This is a genomic window from Terrimonas pollutisoli, from assembly GCF_029360765.1.
Classification (GTDB): Bacteria; Bacteroidota; Bacteroidia; order Chitinophagales; family Chitinophagaceae; genus Terrimonas_B; species Terrimonas_B pollutisoli.
The window spans coordinates 646,959-663,812 of the sequence record NZ_JARKNA010000001.1 but is presented as its reverse complement, the minus strand read 5'-3'; the positions used below and the strand labels follow the sequence as shown (position 1 = coordinate 663,812).

Sequence of the window (16,854 nt, the reverse complement as noted above, 5' to 3'; positions counted from 1 at the left end):
TTGCAGCTATTCCGCTCTTCGAAACCTCTGGTTTCGAAGTTCTTTTTTATCGCCTTTGGCGATCACATACGTTAAAGCAGCTAATCCGTTCCTCTCCCCGTTTGCATACTATTCAGTATCTTCTACCTCCAATTTTTTTATATGCAAACCTTACCTGTTACCACAGTCAATCGCCAGGCAATAATAAATATGCCTGCGGAAGAATTCAGAACTATTGGCCATGCATTGATCGATCAGCTTGCTGATTTTTTAGAACAATTACCCGGTAAAAAAGTCACCAAAGGTTTGACACCTTCGGAAGTCAGAAAATCGATGGGTGCCGACAATCATTTACCGGAAAATGGAAGTGATGCGGCTACTCTTGCTCAACAAGCGACTTCTTTACTCACTGATCATTCGTTGTTTAACGGTCACCCAAAATTCCTTGGCTATATCACCTCCTCTCCCGCACCACTCGGCGCTATGGCTGATTTTATCGCTTCGCTAACCAATCCCAACTGCGGCGCTTTTATTTTGTCGCCAGTCGCCACGGAAATAGAATTACAATGTATCCGCTGGTTATCGGAACTGATAGGTTATCAAAAAGGCTGTGGTGGTGTGCTGGTGAGCGGCGGCAACATGGCCAATATCGTCGCCATTTGGGCAGCACGGAAAAATATGGCACAGTGGAATATCCGTGAAGAAGGATTGACGGAAAAAGGATTAAAATTTACGCTATACGCTACACAACAGGTGCATACCTGGCTGCATAAAACAGCTGACCTGTTCGGCCTGGGATTACAGGCTATCCGCTGGATAGCGATGGATGACTCACAACGTATGGATGTGCAAGCGCTGGATAAACAAATACAGGAAGACAAAGCCGCCGGATTTATTCCATTAGCCGTTGTAGGCACAGCGGGTAGTGTTGGTTTTGGCACGACAGATCCGTTAGCTGGCATTGCGGCCATTTGTAAAAAACATAACACCTGGTTTCATGTCGATGGTGCTTATGGCGGCCTGGCTGCAGCGTTGCCGGAATTGCAGGAAATGTTTGAAGGACTAAAAGATGCCGATTCCATTGCCATTGACCCGCATAAATGGTTGTATTGTCCGCTGGAAGCCGGCTGCACCCTGGTTCGTGATCCCAATCTGCTGGCTGATGCATTTTCATTTCATCCCGCCTACTACCAGTTTGATAAAGTGGGCGATGAAACGCCGGTTAACTTTTATGAATTCGGCCCGCAAAACTCAAGAGGATTTCGTGCCCTTAAAGTTTGGATGGTCATGCAACAGGCAGGAAGGAATGGCATCACCGAAATGATACGTGACGATATTGCATTGTCAAAACAATTGTTCAATGAATTGAAAAAACAGAAAAATATTGAAGTATACACCGATGACTTAAGCATTACCACTTTTCGGTACACACCCGACAATGCGCCATCAAATGAACAAGAAAAGGAAGAATGGCTAACCCGGTTAAATACCGCTTTACTCAACAATCTTCAAAAAAATGGCGAGTTGTTTGTCAGCAATGCCATGCTGGATGGAAAATATCTTTTGCGAAGTTGTATTGTTAACTTTCGCACTTCCTTGGAAGATATAAAAGGCATTCCAAAGATCATTGTAAGATATGGACAAGAGGCGGAGAAGGAGTTGAAGGGTTAAGTTTCAAATTCCAAATAATCATGCTATTTCGCTGCCTCAACCACATTTAAAATAGTTCTTTGAAAAAAGTAAATTTGTATAAACTATGAATTATGCCAGCTTCTCCACTGGATATAGAGTTGAGTAAATACTGGTCGTTGTTAACGCCGGCTCAAAAGGAATCTCTTCTGAACGTAATTAAATCTTTCGTTCAATCCTCCGAAAGAATTACCAGGGAGCAATATAACCATGAACTGGAAGAAGCCGAAGCCGAATTCCAGGCAGGAAACTATATCAGTTCCGAGGAAATGCTAAAGCTTATCCGGCAATGGTAGAAAGAAAATATGAGGTAGTATGGACAAAACGTTCACAGCAGCACATGAAAAAGGCATACGATCATATCAGCAAGGATTCTTTTCAAAATGCTGCAAAAGTGCTGGAAGATATTGTTATCGCAGTTAATAAAGCCATTTCAAATCCAGAGTTTTATGCCGCTGATAAATACAAGTAAAATAATGATGGCAGCTATCGGGCTTTTGAGAAACATCATTACCGGATCGCATACCGCTTTACGAATAACGCTATCAGAGTGTTAAGAGTCCGTCATACCAGCATGGAACCTAAAGATTATTGAAAGAGAATCTCTTCTTGAAGGAGAATACTGTCTCTGAAGGAAATTTCCAAAATAAAAACGGAGTCCCTTTTCAGACTCCGTCGCAATAAAGTGATTGATGGGGATCCCATTTAGTTTAACGTATTTGCCCTCTTATCAAACCGGGAGGGCTAAAATTTGAATGAGCATTGACATAAGCAGGATCATTCAGCAGGAAATTATATTCTTCATCTGTAAGATCGGTAACAATATTTTGGCCGAAATCATCCGCTGTATGGCACAGGAAAATCCGGACCGGTCCGTTGACACCTGTTGCACCTGCATGTACATGTGCAAACCGAAGTGCATCCCCTTCCGCAAGATTCTGAACGATCACTTTTGAATACAATTTTTTGTCGGCGCTTACCCTCAGGTGTGCAAGTCCTTTGGCAGGCGTATTAACAGCAGGTACTTCATTTTCACCGGAAAGCTGGATTACCATGTTCAGCACATAAGGGCCACCTCCGTTCCTGTTGGCTTCTGCAACCACCGCCTTTTTTTCGGGCACGGCACAGCTTTCAATCTGAATTTCTTTTTTGCTGCAGGAAAAAAACAAAAGGAAAAGGCCCAACAGCGAAAGTGTAAAGTTTCTTTTTGGCATAGCTCAAATTTTAAATGTTGAGAAATTGATTACCTGTTGTCAAGGGAGGAAAAGAATGGCTGGTGAAACCCATCCAGGAAGGTCGTCACGAACGGATTTCTATGAAACGGCGGAAATCTTTAACAGGTTGCCTGTTGATAATGTATTTGTTGAATAATGAACAGAACGATGAAGAGTGCTACGAACGATGCTAGTAGCACTGTTGCTGGCTATATAAATATTTTTTTGATAAACTCCTAACACGTTAAACTCATCCTTCGTGAAGATCACCCTTCGGCAGGCTCAGGGTGACAGAAAAACCCCCGATGCAAACACCGGGGGAACAACTAAAAACTCAGCCACTTTATTGGCCTTATTGGGAACGTCCTTCGACTCAGCTTCCAATAGGGTTGATGTGCCGAAAGATTTATCAGTCGGGTTTTTTACCGTCTAAAAAAGTATTAATGGTGCTGATATGTGCCTGGTTATTTTGGTCGGACTTGACCTCGTAGTTGCTATAAAAGCTTTCAATCTGGGAACTGCTGTTGTACAATTCCATATTGCGGCGGATATAGGCCGGCACTGTTTCAAACTCATTATTTGGGTCAGCTGAATTGACATTGAACGACAAGTTGCGCAACTTGTGCAGCCTTTCAGCAGCCCTACGTTTTTGTTCTTCGGCTTCGTTCGCCATCGGCGAATCCTCAGCCTCAGGATACAAAGGTGTGTGAGTATGGTGGGCTAACGGCATATCCGCCGCTGGAATGTCTTTTTCCACCAGCTGCATTTGCATATCAGGTAGTTCGTCACCTGGTTTTGCGGCAGCATGGGAGGAGACTGGCTTCTCAACCGCAGGCATTGAGGCATTGGCCTCTGCTTTTGATTCTGCGTAGATATTGGAAGGTCTGGCCAGTTGGTAACCTCCCGAAGCTGCAGGCATCGGGCTGTTTGTACTAGTACTCGTACTATCTTTACGTTCTTGTTCTTTTGATGAATTGGTGGATAAGGTCGGTTCGCTGAGGGATACTGGAGTGCGTTCTGAGATCGAATATATATCTTCTTTTTTCTCCGGGGTTAACATTTTGCCAACAGTATTTTTACCTTCTTCCACCGTGTTTTTACCTGGTATTTTTTCTTCGATCTTCAATTGCCACAGCACAACCGGCTCTTCTTCTTTGATGTACTCCATTTCAATCGCATCATTTACACCGGGCATCGGTGCATCCTGCAAATGAAAGTCATCAATCAGCTTAGGAGCCAGCAAATCTTCTTTTGTTTGTTCTTTCTTTTCTTCTGCTACTGGGGCTTTTTTAGTGACCTCACCCAGTGTCATTACAATTTTTTCTTCTTTCTTTACTTCCACCTTCTTTGGTGCCTGTTTTGTAAAAGGATCTTTGTGCTGAAAACCGGTAGCGATTAATGTGATGCCCAATTGATCACCCAATGAATTATCATATCCCAATCCCATGATCACATCGGTACCTTCACCAGCTTGCGATACCAAATGGTTTTGAATGATCTCTACTTCATCCATAGTGAACTCATGTTCTCCTTCCGCAGAATTGATATTGATAAGTATCCACTTCGCACCGCTGATCTCGTTATCATTCAGCAACGGTGAATTCAATGCTTCTTCAATAGCCCTGTATGCACGGCCTTCGCCGGCAACAGCTGAACTTCCAAGGATGGCCACACCACCATTGCGCATCACGGTACATACATCCGCAAAGTCCACATTGATCTGGCCCGTGCTGTTGATGACATCAGTGATACACTTTGCAGCAGTTGCCAATACATTATCTGCTTTGGCAAATGCATCCCGCATTTTTAAGTTGCCAAACTGATGACGCAATTTATCATTGCTGATCACCAGCAGTGTGTCTACGTATCCTTTTAGAATTTTTATACCTTCTTCGGCCTGCAATTGTCTTTTTCTTCCTTCGTATGCAAAAGGCGTTGTAACAATACCTACTGTCAGTATGCCCAGGTCCTTACAGATCTTCGCAATGATAGGTGCACCACCCGTACCTGTACCACCACCCATGCCGGCAGTGATAAAGGCCATTTTGGTATTTACTTCAAGTATGCGCTTTATTTCTTCCAGTGATTCTTCTGTTGCCTGGCGGCCGATCTCAGGATTGGCGCCGGCACCTAACCCTTGTGTCAGGTGCGGACCGAGTTGGATCCTGTTGGGAATGCCACTATTGGTCAATGCCTGCGCATCTGTATTACAAATAATGAAGTTGACACCTTCAATGTCCTGGCTGAACATATGGTTTACCGCATTACCACCGCCGCCGCCAACACCTATCACTTTGATGATAGATGATTTTTCTTTTGGCAAATCAAAATGTATCATAATTAACTGGTTTAAGGCCCCCCTCTAAATCTCCCCCGATAGGGGAGACTTGCGAAGACTCTGAATAAATGGGTTAGTAGTTGCAACGATCCATTACTGTTTCATTGCAGTTTTTTAGTTTAGTATTGAAAGAGCTAAACCCTAAATTCCCTGCCCGGAACCTAGGGCTTGTTTATTATAAGTGCTTATCTTCTTCTTCTTTGAAAAGATCAATGATGCCGTCCTTGAATTTGCCCCAGAAATTGTTCAAACCTTTTCTTTGTTTTACTTTCTCCGCACTCACTTCTTCAATTTCAATTTCTTCCTCTTCTTTTTCGATGGCCTTTTTCAAAGTCTCAGGCACATCTACCTTCTTATATTCCTTTTCAAATTTTTTCCTGTTGTGCTCATAGTCATCATAACCTTTTAATATAAGCCCGATGCAAGTTGAATAAGTTGGTTTCGCCAACTCTTCTATATGCCCGGCTGCTAAATGCTCATTCGGAAAACCGATTCTTGCCGGTAAACCAGTAGCATATTCGGTAAGTTGAATCAGGTGTTTTAGTTGAGAACCGCCACCGGTTAGCACTACACCACCATTCAAAGCTTTACTATCGAGCCCCACCTGTTTCAGATGATAAGTAACAAAATCCATGATCTCACTCATTCTTGCCTGTATAATGTTGGCCAGACTTTTTACACTGATCTCTTTAGCGGGCATACCCCTTAAACCAGGAATAGTGATGTAGGCATTGCCCTTAGCCTCATTCGCCAAGGCGCTACCAAACTGCACTTTCATTTGTTCGGCCTGGGTTTTCAGCACACCCAAACCTGTCTTGATATCGTTGGTAATATTTTCACCGGCAAAAGGGATAACTGCAGTATGTTTCAAAATACCTTCATAAAATACAGCGAGGTCAGTAGTACCACCACCAATATCAACGATGGCTACACCGGCTTCTAAATCCTCCTGTGCCATTACGGCTGAAGAAGAAGCTAATGGCTGTAACACCAAATCTTTTGTATGCAAGCCTGATTTTTCAACACTGCGATTGATATTACGAATTGCATTTTTATCACCCGTGATGATGTGGAAGTTGGCTCCAACTTTCACGCCACCGTAGCCAATTGGGTTAGGAATATTTTGAAAATTATCCACAGTAAACTCCTGCGGGATCACATCAATGATCTGGTCGCCGGCAGGTATATAAGTTTTGTATTGATCGCTGATCAGTTGGTCGATCTCCCGCTGAGAAATTTCTTCGTCGTTTGCCTGGCGAACAATATCGCCGCGGGTTTGCAAACTTTTGATATGATGGCCGGCAATACCAACATACACATCATTAATTTCCAAATTGGGGTTCGAAGCAAAACAGTTGTCCAAAGCAGTTCGTATAGCTTTGATCGTTTCATCGATGTTCAGCACCTGGCCGTGCTTTACACCATTGGAGTTGGACTTACCAAATCCAAGTATCTCCAGTTTGCCGAACTCGTTCTTTCGCCCGGCAATCACTGCGATCTTGGTTGTCCCAATGTCAAGACCTACAATAATGGGTTGTTCGTGGTTCATAATGTTGTTTTTAGTTGTTGTTTTTATCGAAAGAGCTTTTATTTTTCCAACGTTCTTTTCTTTGGGCATCGCCTGTTTGCGTTCCGTTTATCATTCAGCCTTATCCCTCTCATCCCTTCTCCCAAAGAGAAGGGATGGTGCTGCATTACTAATCCAAACTTCATCACTACCACAACTTGTCCCGATTCTTCGGGATCATCATTATCTCTCTATTCAACATTTTCGAAGAGTTCTTTTTTTGTCAACCTCTTCGAAAAGCCAGGGCTGTGTTCAGATGGACTCCTCGTTGGGAAAAGAGCTGTCCCGCCACAGCGGGATCGGGAGGAAGCCCGCTACTCACCCTTTTCGAAATGCATTATTATATATTGAGCATCCTCGAAAAGCGATGGCCTTGCTCTGTCCTCTCCCCTGACCCTGTCAAAGGATGGAAAGGACATGTGAGCTTAGTAGTCATTATTTCGAAGAGCCCGGTTACTATCAGTGTTTTCGACAAGCAGGGGTTGTGCCCCGGCTAAGCCCCCTTTAGGGGGTTTGGGAGTTTCATTTTCCTCCTCTATCTTCTTTATCTGTTGCAGCAGTTCCTCTACATTTTTGCGCAACTGTACTGAGTCCACTTTAGGATTTTCGCTTTTTCCTCCGATCACCTGGCCTGCAAAACGAACGTCAATGGTTTTGTATTTATCAAATCCAGTCCTGCTTAGTATCTCCTTATAAAAAATAAAAAGCCGGTTGAATTTTTGATCGATATTCTCACCATCACCCAGTTTTACAATATGATTACCTACTACAGGCACCATTTCAAATTGCCAGGAACCATCCGCATCCGACTGCACGAGGTCAACCTGTGCTACCTGTGATTTCCAGAAAGGATTACTGTTGATAAATTGCGCTGTAGTTCTTATATCATGAATCAATAAGCTATCTTTCTTTGTCCTGTCCTTTTTATCCGGCACATTAGTAAACACGGGCAGCTTTGTACTTACGTTCTCTGACAAGGGAATTCCTTTTTCATCCGCATCGATATAAAATGTTTTACCGCTGCCGGTAAATATTCTTGCTACTGGTTCTCTTTCCGTAACAGAAACGTGCAGCACATCTTTATTATCGAAGTAAAGCTGTGCATCCTTTATCCAGACATTATCTTCCAGCAAGCTCTCCATTTCCAGCAGGTTGAACGACTCCTTGGATTGCCCTTTAATATTTCCTTTAGCAGCCACTTTCAGCAATTTGACGATCTCCGTTTTATCCAGGAAGAAATTTTCTTCCTGGTTGCCTTTTATCGCCACCACATAATCCTTGCAGGTATTCTTTTTCTGCTTACCCATGGCGGCGATCAGCAATACCAGCATCCCGCTGCCAATCACCATCCACATGGCTACAAATAAAATTTTCCGTATCGCTTTTTTTGTATTCACTTTTACTATCTCTCTATTTTATATGTCGTTCCTACGGAGCTCAGCTCGTTCTTTAATTCTTTCTACCAATATGTCGCACCTACCGGAGCTTACTGGTAATTATTGTCCTTTCTTCCACCTATATGTCGCCCCTACGGAGCTCATTTCAATTGTTAAATCCTTCTTATCGCCTTCTGCGACACACTTTCCCAATAATCTCATACATCTTACAAATCCTGGTTCAGACTAGCTCTTATTTTTTCCACCAGCGTATCTATATCGCCTGCTCCTGCGGTTATCAAAAGATTGCCCGACTCCTTATCGATGTTTTTTTTATAATCATTTTTTATCCATTCCATCACTTCATCTTTTGTTTTGACAGATTTTTTAAGGTTCGCTATTTTTTCCAATAGCAATTCACTCGTTATCCCTTCTATCGGCAATTCCCTTGCAGGATAAATCGGTAACAGGATCACCTCATCGGCCATACTCAGCACTTCTGCAAACCCATCCGCAAAGTCTCTGGTTCTTGTGTACAAGTGCGGTTGAAAAATGATGGTGCTTTTTTTCCCTTTAAACAATGTTTTCGCACCAGTGATCAATGCCCTTAACTCTTCGGGGTGATGAGCATAATCGTCTACATAAACCAATTCATTCGTCTTGATGATATATTCAAACCTGCGCTTTACACCCCTGAAGGAAGCAACTGCTGCTTTTATCTTTTCATTTTCTATTCCCAAAGAACTGGCTGCTGTAATCGCCGCAATTACATTCTCCACATTATGCATGCCGCCCATATTCAACACTACATTGTCCAGCATCTTATCCTTCATTATTACATCAAACTCGTAGCTGCCATTCATCATCCTGATATTCGCAGCATACACATCGGCCGCATCATTTTGTAAACTATAGGTCAACTGTCTGTCCCCACCCAATTCCTTTCCGCGTTTCAAACCAAATTGCCGGATCAGCAAGCCACCGGGTTTCACTCTTCTGCTGAAATCGATAAAAGCCTGCTCGACTGACTCGGCCGTTCCATATATATCGAGATGATCTGCATCCATTGCTGAAATGATCGCTATATCCGGGCTTAATTTCAAAAAACTTCTATCGTATTCATCTGCTTCAATCACACAAACATTTTTTGGATCGCTCCAAAAGTTTGTCCCGTAGTTTACCGATATCCCTCCTAAAAATGCGTTGCATCCAAAACCGCTGTCCCGCAACAAATGAGCAACCATGGTAGTGATTGTCGTTTTTCCATGGGTGCCGGCAATGCAGATATTAAAAGAACTTTCAGATATCATTTGCAGTACATCACTTCGCTTCACCACTTTGCTTCCCTGCTGCTGGTAAAACAGCAGCTCCTTATGGTCCTTTGGTACGGCCGGTGTATACACTACCAGTTGCGCCTCTTTCGGTATCTTCTCAATATTCTCCTCGTAGTGAATAGCGATACCACTTGCCTCTAATTCCTTTGTCAGCCTGGTGGGTGTTTTATCATAACCACTCACTTTTACTCCTTTTGAATGAAAGAACCTGGCAATAGCACTCATACCAATCCCTCCAATACCGATAAAATAGACTTCACGGATTTCGTCACTTCCTGGAAAGGGAGTGTTCATAAGGACAGTATCTGAATCTTTTTTCATTCTAAGCCAATTTCAATATTTCTTCGGCTATTCGTTTGTCTGCGTCACTAATAGCCAGTGCAGAAATATTTTTTTTCATTTCCAGCTGACGAGTTTCATCTTTTGCCAGCTGGATCGTCATTGGCACCAGTTTGTCGGGTGCCTCATCATCTTTGATCATCAAAGCGGCGTTTTTATTCACCAATTGTTTTGCATTCACTGTTTGGTGATCTTCGGCCGCAAATGGGTAGGGTACGAATAAAACGGGCTTTTTAACAACACATAATTCAGCTACTGTCATGGCACCCGCACGGGCCACCACTATATCAGCTGCAGCATACGCATATTCCATTTGTGTAATAAACTCATTTACCCAAACAGATGATTTTCCTGCTGTATGCTCTTTGGCTTTCGCAGCATAAGGTTTTCCGGTTTGCCAGATTAGTTGCAACCCGGCGTTTATTAGTTCATCTATACTTTTCCCGATAGCTTCATTGATCGATTTTGCTCCAAGACTGCCGCCGACAACAAGCACCGTTTTTTTATTTTCATCCAGCGAAAAGAATTTAATCCCTTCTGCCCTCGTTATTGCTGTTTGCGCAATCGTACTTCTCACGGGATTACCTGTCACCATGATCTTGTCGGCTGGAAAAAATTTTTCCATTCCTTCTGTACCGGTAAACACTTTTGTAGCTTTTTTCCCCAATAACATATTTGACTTACCAGCAAAGGAGTTGGATTCATGAATAAATGTGGGTATTCCTTTTGCCTGTGCATAGCGTAGTACAGGAAAACTGGAATAACCGCCGACTCCAATAGCCGCATCCGGCTTAAATTGATTCACAATTTTTCTTACCTGGAAAAAGCTCTTTACCAATTTAAATGGCAAGCCGATATTTTTTATCAAAGAACTACGGTTGAATCCTGCTATATCCAGCCCTTCTATCTTGTATCCTGCTTGTGGCACTTTTTCCATTTCCATTTTTCCCTTTGCCCCAACAAACAGGATCTCAATGTTCGCATCGATATTTTTCAACGCATTGGCAATTGCAATCGCCGGAAAAATATGTCCGCCAGTTCCGCCACCCGCTATGATAATTCGCCCCCCCCGCCCCCTAAAGGGGGGGCCAGATGCCTCACTATCGCTATATCGTTCACTCATTTTAGTTAACTTATAAAAAAACTTTCTTACACCTTTCAATACTCTCACCCATCACTCTTGAACTTCATTCTAATCAGAGTCTCCCTAAAGCCTCCCTTTAGGGAGGTCGGGAGGGTTTTCTTTTTAAGCCTCTCCGCCAGCCGGCGGAAGGTTTGTGGATTTTCCCTCTAACTGCTCCACGTTCCTCGCCACGCTTAAAATAATTCCAATGGCAAGGCAGGTGAAAATGAAACTTGATCCACCCATACTTACCAATGGCAGTGTTACACCTGTTACCGGGAAAAGATTTACCGTTACAGCCATATTGGCTATGGCCTGTATGGCCAATGTAAAACTTAGCCCCAAAGCCAGGAACGCTCCAAACGCATAGGGACAACGTTTAAAAATTCTTATACACCTGTATAGAAAGACCAGGTAGACAAACACAATGAACACGCCGCCAACAAAACCATACTCTTCAATAATGATCGCAAAGATGAAATCATTATACGCCTGCGGCAGGTAATCTCTTGTTGTACTATTGCCGGGTCCCACACCCAAAATTCCTCCTTGTGCAATAGCAATCTTTGCCTGGTTCACCTGGTACATTTCATCATTATCAGCTTCCTTCCCTCCGTAGATGAAGTTTTCAACACGACCAATCCATGTTTCTACCCGGCCAAATAAACCTGACGAAGATTTTGCCACTGCAACTGTCTCTTCATTTTTTGATTTATGATTGGCAACTGCTGCAATGATGAGGAACAAGATGGGAACCATGGCTATTCCAATCACCAGTAATAAATGTTTTGCTCTTGCCCGGCCAATAAACAACAGCATCATACAACTGGCTCCTAACAACAAAGCCGTTGATAAATTAGCAGGGGCAATCAGCAAGCAAATGATTCCGATAGGTATCATGACCGGCAAAAACCCTTTTTTAAAATCCTTGATCACATCCTGCTTCTTACTTAACAGTCGTGCCAGGTACATGAACAAAGCCAACTTGGCTAAATCAGAAGTTTGCATCGTCATATTGATCAGCGGCAATCTTATCCACCGGCTTCCTTCATTCATTCTAACTCCAAAAAACAACGTATATATTAGTAAAGGAATAATCAGCAAAAACATGATGGTGGCAACTCTTGAATACAACGTATAATTCACAAGATGCGCAAAGTATACAACCAATATGCCAATGATGATAAAAGCGATCTGTTTAAATAAATAAACTTCAGTATTGCCTTTATAATTTTTATAGGCCAGCGAGCCAGTAGCACTATACACCGCTAATAAAGACACCAATGCCAGTAACACCACTAAAGCCCAAATCACTTTATCACCTTTGGTTTTGTGAGTAAAATTTTGCCCCCATCCCTTAAAGGGGGGGATTGAATTTTGTTCTATGTTTGATGTATAGTTCATTTCGTTATTCCGAATAGATATTTCACGATTTCTTTTCACCCCTTTAGGGGATGGGGGTTACAACTCTTTCACCGCTTTCTTAAACTGGTTTCCCCGATCCTCATAATTTTTAAACAAATCAAAACTGGCGCAGGCCGGGCTTAACAACACCACATCACCTTTAGCCGAAAAATGAAAAGAAGCCTGCACAGCATCTATGGCATTATCTGTATTCACAATAGTGCTCACGATATTTCCAAAAGCCTCGTGAATTTTCCGGTTGTCAACTCCCAGGCAAATGATCGCCTTTACTTTTTCTTTTACCAACTCTTCAATTAATGAATAATCATTTCCCTTATCCACTCCACCTAGAATTAAGATCGTTGGCTTCGTCATGCTCTCCAATGCATACCAGGTAGAATTCACGTTGGTCGCCTTGCTGTCATTGATAAACTCAACACCACGGATCGTTGCCACAGGCTCCATCCGATGTTCCAATCCCTGGAAGTCCTGCACCGCTTCCCTGATTTTTTCTTTGCGGATATCCATCGTCGCTCCTGCTACGCAAGCCGCCATCGTGTTGTATTGATTGTGTTTTCCTTTCAGGGCAAAATCATATACACTCATACTGGTAAATTCTTCTCCCGTTCTTACGTACATGTCCCCGTCTTTAATAAATGCTCCTTTTGATAGTTCTGTTTTCATACTGATTGGCAGTTGGTTTGAGTGAATGTTTTGCTCATTAATATATTTCATCGTGACTTCGTCATCGGCGCAATAAATGAAATGATCATTTGGCTGCTGGTTCATAGCGATGCGAAATTTGCTCCGGATATAATTTTCAAATTTGTAATCGTAACGGTCCAGGTGATCTTCGGTAATATTTGTGAGAATGGCGATATCAGGTCTGAACGTTTTAATATCGTCCAGTTGAAAGCTGCTGATCTCTGCTACGTATAGTGGCTTCGGATCTTCAGCAACCTGGCGGGCAAAAGAATAACCAATGTTTCCTACAAGGGCGCAATCCAATCCCGCTTTCTTACAGATATGGTAGGTCAAAGCAGTAGTGGTTGTTTTCCCATTGCTGCCGGTAATGGCTATAATCTTGCTTTCGCCCTTGAAGCGGTAGGCCAATTCAATTTCACTGATGATCTCAATACCCCTGGCCCTGATTTTTTTAACCAACTCATTTTTTTCAGGAATGCCCGGGCTTTTCATTACTTCATCCGCCGAAAGAATTCGTGCCTCATCCTGTTGCCCTTCTTCAAATTCAATACCTGCCTGTACCAAATCGTTACGATAATTATCCTTCAAAGAACTTTGGTCTGAAACGAATACATCATATCCCATTTGCTTCGCAAGGATGGCGGCACCAACACCGCTTTCACCTCCACCCAATATGATGATGTGTTTGCTCATAGGTCACTTGATCCGGCTTCAATCTCAGCCTTCATCCATTTTTGGTGCTGCCTGTTGCAACAGCACATGATTCAACTTATGTTAGTTTCTCAGCGGTTAGGAAAAAATGGTTCTTCACAAGTATCAACTTTGCAATAGTCTCACAATTACTTCACATCAGAGTACAATCTTCAAAGGGGTTCGATAGCAGCTGGCGTGGTTTTTCAAAAAATCCGTTCCTAAAAACTATATCCTTGTTTTTACCTTAATTTCAATGTTACAATGCTCAACACCACACATAGCACCGTCACAATCCAAAACCTCGTCACAATCTTCGCCTCATGATATCCCTTCTTTTGATAATGATGATGTAAAGGGCTCATTAAAAAGATCCTTCTTCCCTCACCAAATTTTTTCTTTGTGTATTTGAAATAACTGACCTGCAGTATCACACTTATATTTTCTACCAAGAACACTCCGCAGAAAATCGGTATCAACAATTCCTTGTGAACGATGATAGCCAGCGCTGCAATGATTCCACCCAGGGTCAGGCTACCCGTATCACCCATGAATACCTGCGCCGGATAAGAGTTGTACCAAAGAAATCCTATACAAGCCCCTATCATCGCAGCGATAAATATGGACAATTCTCCTAATCCCGGTATATACATGATATTGAGATAGTCGGCGAAAAAGAAGTTACCGCTTGCGTACGCAAAAATTCCCAACAAAACACCGATCAATGCCGATGTCCCCGTCGCTAATCCATCAAGGCCATCGGTAATATTCGAACCGTTGGAAACAGCAGTGATGATGAATATCACTACCAAAATGTACAATGCCCATGAATATTTTCTTATTGCTTCCGGCAATAATTTCGTGTAATTAAATTCATGATTTTTTACAAAAGGGATAGTGGTAATCGGTTCTTTCGTTTCCACAAAATGTTTTGTCCGATTATTTACCTGCCTTGTTTTTACTGTTGTATCACCAGGCGGGGGAGTGCCCTGGTACTCCCGCCAGATTGTGACATCACTATTAAAATAAAGAACTGCGCCTACTGTAACTCCCAAACCAACCTGCCCCAATATTTTAAACCATCCCGCCAAACCATCCTTATCCCCTTTCTTATAGGCTATACCTTGCTGCTGAGCAATTTTTTTGGCCCGCAGTTTTAAATAATCATCCACAAAACCAATTATTCCCAACCACACGGTAGCTACCAACATCAGGACGATATACACAGTATCTAATCTTGCCAGTAAAAGCGTTGGTATCAATATCGCAAGGATAATAATGATGCCGCCCATGGTTGGCGTTCCTTTCTTTGTTTGTTCTCCTGCAAGTCCCAGGTCCCTTACACTTTCACCTATCTGCTTCCTTTGTAAAAAACGGATTAGTTTCTTACCATATACCATGGTGATGAATAAGGAAAGCAATACGGCCAGTAAAACCCGGAAAGTAATGAACCTGTAAAGCTCACTGCCCGGAAATTTTACTCCCTGTTCCCTTAGCCAATCAAATAAATGGTACAACATGCGTTGCTCTGGTTTATAAGTTTATCCGTTTACTAGTTTACAAGTATTGGTAATACCAATTTGACTTGTGAACTTTTTAACTTCCTGCTATTTATCTAGTATTTCAAAAACTTCTCTCACTACTTCTTTATCATCAAAGTGATTCTTCACACCTTTTATTTCCTGGTATTTCTCATGTCCCTTGCCTGCAATCAAAACGATATCCTCCTGCTTCGCTAAACTGATCGCCGTTTTAATTGCCTCCCGTCTATCCACAATCGAGATATACTTTCTTTTTGCAGCTGCCGGCAACCCTTCTTCCATGTCCCTGATGATTTGCGCCGGGTCCTCACTTCTTGGATTATCACTGGTGAAAATCACCCGGTCACTATGCTCGCAGGCCGCTTCACCCATAATAGGCCGTTTGGTTTTATCCCTATCGCCACCGCAACCCACTACCGTTATCACCTGCTCATATCCCTTTTTTAACTTCTTAATCGTTGCCAGCACATTCAACAAAGCATCGGGAGTATGAGCATAGTCAACGATAGCAATTATCCTTTCTTTAGGTGATACCATATAATCGAATCTTCCCTCAGCGCCGGTTAACAGGCTCAGGCATCTCAACACTTCCTGTTTCTCTTCACCCAGGCATATTGCCACCGCATAGGTGGCGAGTAAATTGTAGGCATTAAACTCACCGATCAACCTGAAGTGAACTTCCTGGTCATTTACCGTCATCACCAGCCCGGTCAAACTATTTTCAATGATCTTTCCTTTAAAATCAGTCAGCGTCTTCAAACTGTACAAATACTTTCGGGCATTTGTATTTTGCAACATCACAATTCCTCTTTTGTCGTCTGCATTACTGATCGCAAATGCGGATGAAGGCAGCGAATCAAAAAAAGATTTTTTAACCCGGATGTATTCATCAAATGTCTTATGGTAATCCAGGTGATCATGCGTGATATTGCTAAAAACTCCGCCGGCAAAATTTAAACCCGTAATGCGATGCTGGTGCACTGCATGTGAACTGACTTCCATGAAAACATGTGAACATCCCTCATCTGCCATCTGCCTCAGTAGTTGATTCAAACTGATAGCATCCGGGGTTGTATGCGTTGCCGGCACGATTCTATCGCCAATGTGATTTTCAACTGTGCTAAGCAACCCGCATTTATAACCCAATCCTGAAAAGAGCTTGAACAACAGGGTGGCAATTGTCGTCTTACCGTTGGTGCCGGTGACACCAATCACTTTTAGCTTTTCGGATGGCTGGCCAAAAAAATTATTTGCTACCCACCCGGCTGCCATCGCACTGTTTTCCGCCTGCACATATACAATACCTTCTTTCAATGAAGAAGGCAACGTTTCACACAGCACTGCTACTGCACCGTTTTCTATTGCCTTGTCAATGAACTGGTGACCATCCGCTCCTGATCCTTTTACCGCTATAAATAATGATCCTTGTTTTACTTTTCTTGAATCAACCTGCACATTATCTACCGTTATCGCAGTACTCCCCGCAACAGACCTGATCGAAACTTTATATAACACATCCTGCAATAACACGGTCAACTTTTTAAAACTTTTAAAC

General features: G+C 42.7%; 13 protein-coding genes and 1 pseudogene. 4 read left to right on the top strand and 10 right to left on the bottom strand.

Translation table 11 applies throughout. From position 1 onward, the window contains the following. Positions 1 to 141: 141 nt before the first annotated feature. The 4 genes and pseudogenes from P2W73_RS02620 to P2W73_RS26455 form a co-directional block, all read left to right on the top strand. Positions 142 to 1,650 (top strand): pyridoxal phosphate-dependent decarboxylase family protein, encoded by a 1,509-nt coding sequence (locus tag P2W73_RS02620; RefSeq protein ID WP_276500426.1) that lies wholly within the window; start codon positions 142 to 144, stop codon positions 1,648 to 1,650. A 92-nt stretch (positions 1,651 to 1,742) separates the two neighbouring features. Next, complete coding sequence (locus P2W73_RS02615; protein ID WP_276500425.1) at positions 1,743 to 1,964, top strand: hypothetical protein; 222 nt, start codon at positions 1,743 to 1,745, stop codon at positions 1,962 to 1,964. Then, on the top strand, positions 1,958 to 2,140 hold the full coding sequence (locus P2W73_RS02610) for a type II toxin-antitoxin system RelE/ParE family toxin (protein ID WP_276500424.1): 183 nt from the start codon (positions 1,958 to 1,960) through the stop codon (positions 2,138 to 2,140). The genes P2W73_RS02615 and P2W73_RS02610 overlap by 7 nt, the downstream gene beginning before the upstream one ends. Before the next feature lie 27 nt (positions 2,141 to 2,167). Next, positions 2,168 to 2,263 (top strand): annotated as a pseudogene (locus P2W73_RS26455) (hypothetical protein); the annotation flags it as partial. A 115-nt stretch (positions 2,264 to 2,378) separates the two neighbouring features. Here the strand turns inward: P2W73_RS26455 and P2W73_RS02605 are convergent. The 10 genes from P2W73_RS02605 to P2W73_RS02560 form a co-directional block, all read right to left on the bottom strand. Continuing rightward, positions 2,379 to 2,882: a CHRD domain-containing protein gene (locus P2W73_RS02605; RefSeq protein ID WP_276500423.1), complete on the bottom strand. Its 504-nt coding sequence runs from the start codon at positions 2,880 to 2,882 to the stop codon at positions 2,379 to 2,381. Between the two features lie 409 nt (positions 2,883 to 3,291). Continuing rightward, positions 3,292 to 5,220 carry a cell division protein FtsZ gene (gene ftsZ / locus P2W73_RS02600; protein ID WP_276500422.1) on the bottom strand — a complete coding sequence of 643 codons (1,929 nt, stop codon included), beginning with the start codon at positions 5,218 to 5,220 and terminating at the stop codon, positions 3,292 to 3,294. Between the two features lie 175 nt (positions 5,221 to 5,395). Then, positions 5,396 to 6,769, bottom strand: a complete 1,374-nt coding sequence (gene ftsA / locus P2W73_RS02595) for a cell division protein FtsA (RefSeq protein WP_276500421.1) — start codon at positions 6,767 to 6,769, stop codon at positions 5,396 to 5,398. Positions 6,770 to 7,212: 443 nt separating this feature from the next. Then, complete coding sequence (locus P2W73_RS02590) at positions 7,213 to 8,184, bottom strand: cell division protein FtsQ/DivIB (protein WP_276500420.1); 972 nt, start codon at positions 8,182 to 8,184, stop codon at positions 7,213 to 7,215. 206 nt (positions 8,185 to 8,390) lie between these two features. Then, the gene (gene murC / locus P2W73_RS02585; RefSeq protein ID WP_276500419.1) at positions 8,391 to 9,818 is read right to left on the bottom strand and encodes a UDP-N-acetylmuramate--L-alanine ligase; all 1,428 of its coding nucleotides are present in this window, start codon (positions 9,816 to 9,818) and stop codon (positions 8,391 to 8,393) included. A gap of 1 nt (position 9,819) precedes the next feature. Next, positions 9,820 to 10,959: an undecaprenyldiphospho-muramoylpentapeptide beta-N-acetylglucosaminyltransferase gene (murG, locus tag P2W73_RS02580; protein ID WP_276500418.1), complete on the bottom strand. Its 1,140-nt coding sequence runs from the start codon at positions 10,957 to 10,959 to the stop codon at positions 9,820 to 9,822. 123 nt (positions 10,960 to 11,082) lie between these two features. Then, a complete protein-coding gene (locus P2W73_RS02575; RefSeq protein WP_276500417.1) occupies positions 11,083 to 12,363 on the bottom strand; it encodes an FtsW/RodA/SpoVE family cell cycle protein in 1,281 nt (426 codons plus the stop codon). Between the two features lie 57 nt (positions 12,364 to 12,420). After that, the gene (murD, locus tag P2W73_RS02570; protein WP_276500416.1) at positions 12,421 to 13,761 is read right to left on the bottom strand and encodes a UDP-N-acetylmuramoyl-L-alanine--D-glutamate ligase; all 1,341 of its coding nucleotides are present in this window, start codon (positions 13,759 to 13,761) and stop codon (positions 12,421 to 12,423) included. Between the two features lie 239 nt (positions 13,762 to 14,000). After that, positions 14,001 to 15,278 carry a phospho-N-acetylmuramoyl-pentapeptide-transferase gene (mraY, locus tag P2W73_RS02565; RefSeq protein ID WP_276500415.1) on the bottom strand — a complete coding sequence of 426 codons (1,278 nt, stop codon included), beginning with the start codon at positions 15,276 to 15,278 and terminating at the stop codon, positions 14,001 to 14,003. An 87-nt stretch (positions 15,279 to 15,365) separates the two neighbouring features. Continuing rightward, positions 15,366 to 16,829 carry a UDP-N-acetylmuramoyl-L-alanyl-D-glutamate--2,6-diaminopimelate ligase gene (locus P2W73_RS02560; protein ID WP_276500729.1) on the bottom strand — a complete coding sequence of 488 codons (1,464 nt, stop codon included), beginning with the start codon at positions 16,827 to 16,829 and terminating at the stop codon, positions 15,366 to 15,368. Between the last annotated feature and the right edge of the window lie 25 nt (positions 16,830 to 16,854).

Bases quoted from the DNA above. Each gene is read 5' to 3' on its own strand.
- P2W73_RS02620 (WP_276500426.1), top strand. From the start codon at position 142: ATGCAAACCTTACCTGTTACCACAGTCAATCGCCAGGCAATAATAAAT.
- P2W73_RS02615 (WP_276500425.1), top strand. From the start codon at position 1,743: ATGCCAGCTTCTCCACTGGATATAGAGTTGAGTAAATACTGGTCGTTG.
- P2W73_RS02610 (WP_276500424.1), top strand. From the start codon at position 1,958: ATGGTAGAAAGAAAATATGAGGTAGTATGGACAAAACGTTCACAGCAG.
- P2W73_RS02605 (WP_276500423.1), bottom strand. From the start codon at position 2,882: ATGCCAAAAAGAAACTTTACACTTTCGCTGTTGGGCCTTTTCCTTTTG.
- ftsZ (WP_276500422.1), bottom strand. From the start codon at position 5,220: ATGATACATTTTGATTTGCCAAAAGAAAAATCATCTATCATCAAAGTG.
- ftsA (WP_276500421.1), bottom strand. From the start codon at position 6,769: ATGAACCACGAACAACCCATTATTGTAGGTCTTGACATTGGGACAACC.
- murC (WP_276500419.1), bottom strand. From the start codon at position 9,818: ATGAAAAAAGATTCAGATACTGTCCTTATGAACACTCCCTTTCCAGGA.
- murG (WP_276500418.1), bottom strand. From the start codon at position 10,959: ATGAGTGAACGATATAGCGATAGTGAGGCATCTGGCCCCCCCTTTAGG.
- P2W73_RS02575 (WP_276500417.1), bottom strand. From the start codon at position 12,363: ATGAACTATACATCAAACATAGAACAAAATTCAATCCCCCCCTTTAAG.
- murD (WP_276500416.1), bottom strand. From the start codon at position 13,761: ATGAGCAAACACATCATCATATTGGGTGGAGGTGAAAGCGGTGTTGGT.
- mraY (WP_276500415.1), bottom strand. From the start codon at position 15,278: ATGTTGTACCATTTATTTGATTGGCTAAGGGAACAGGGAGTAAAATTT.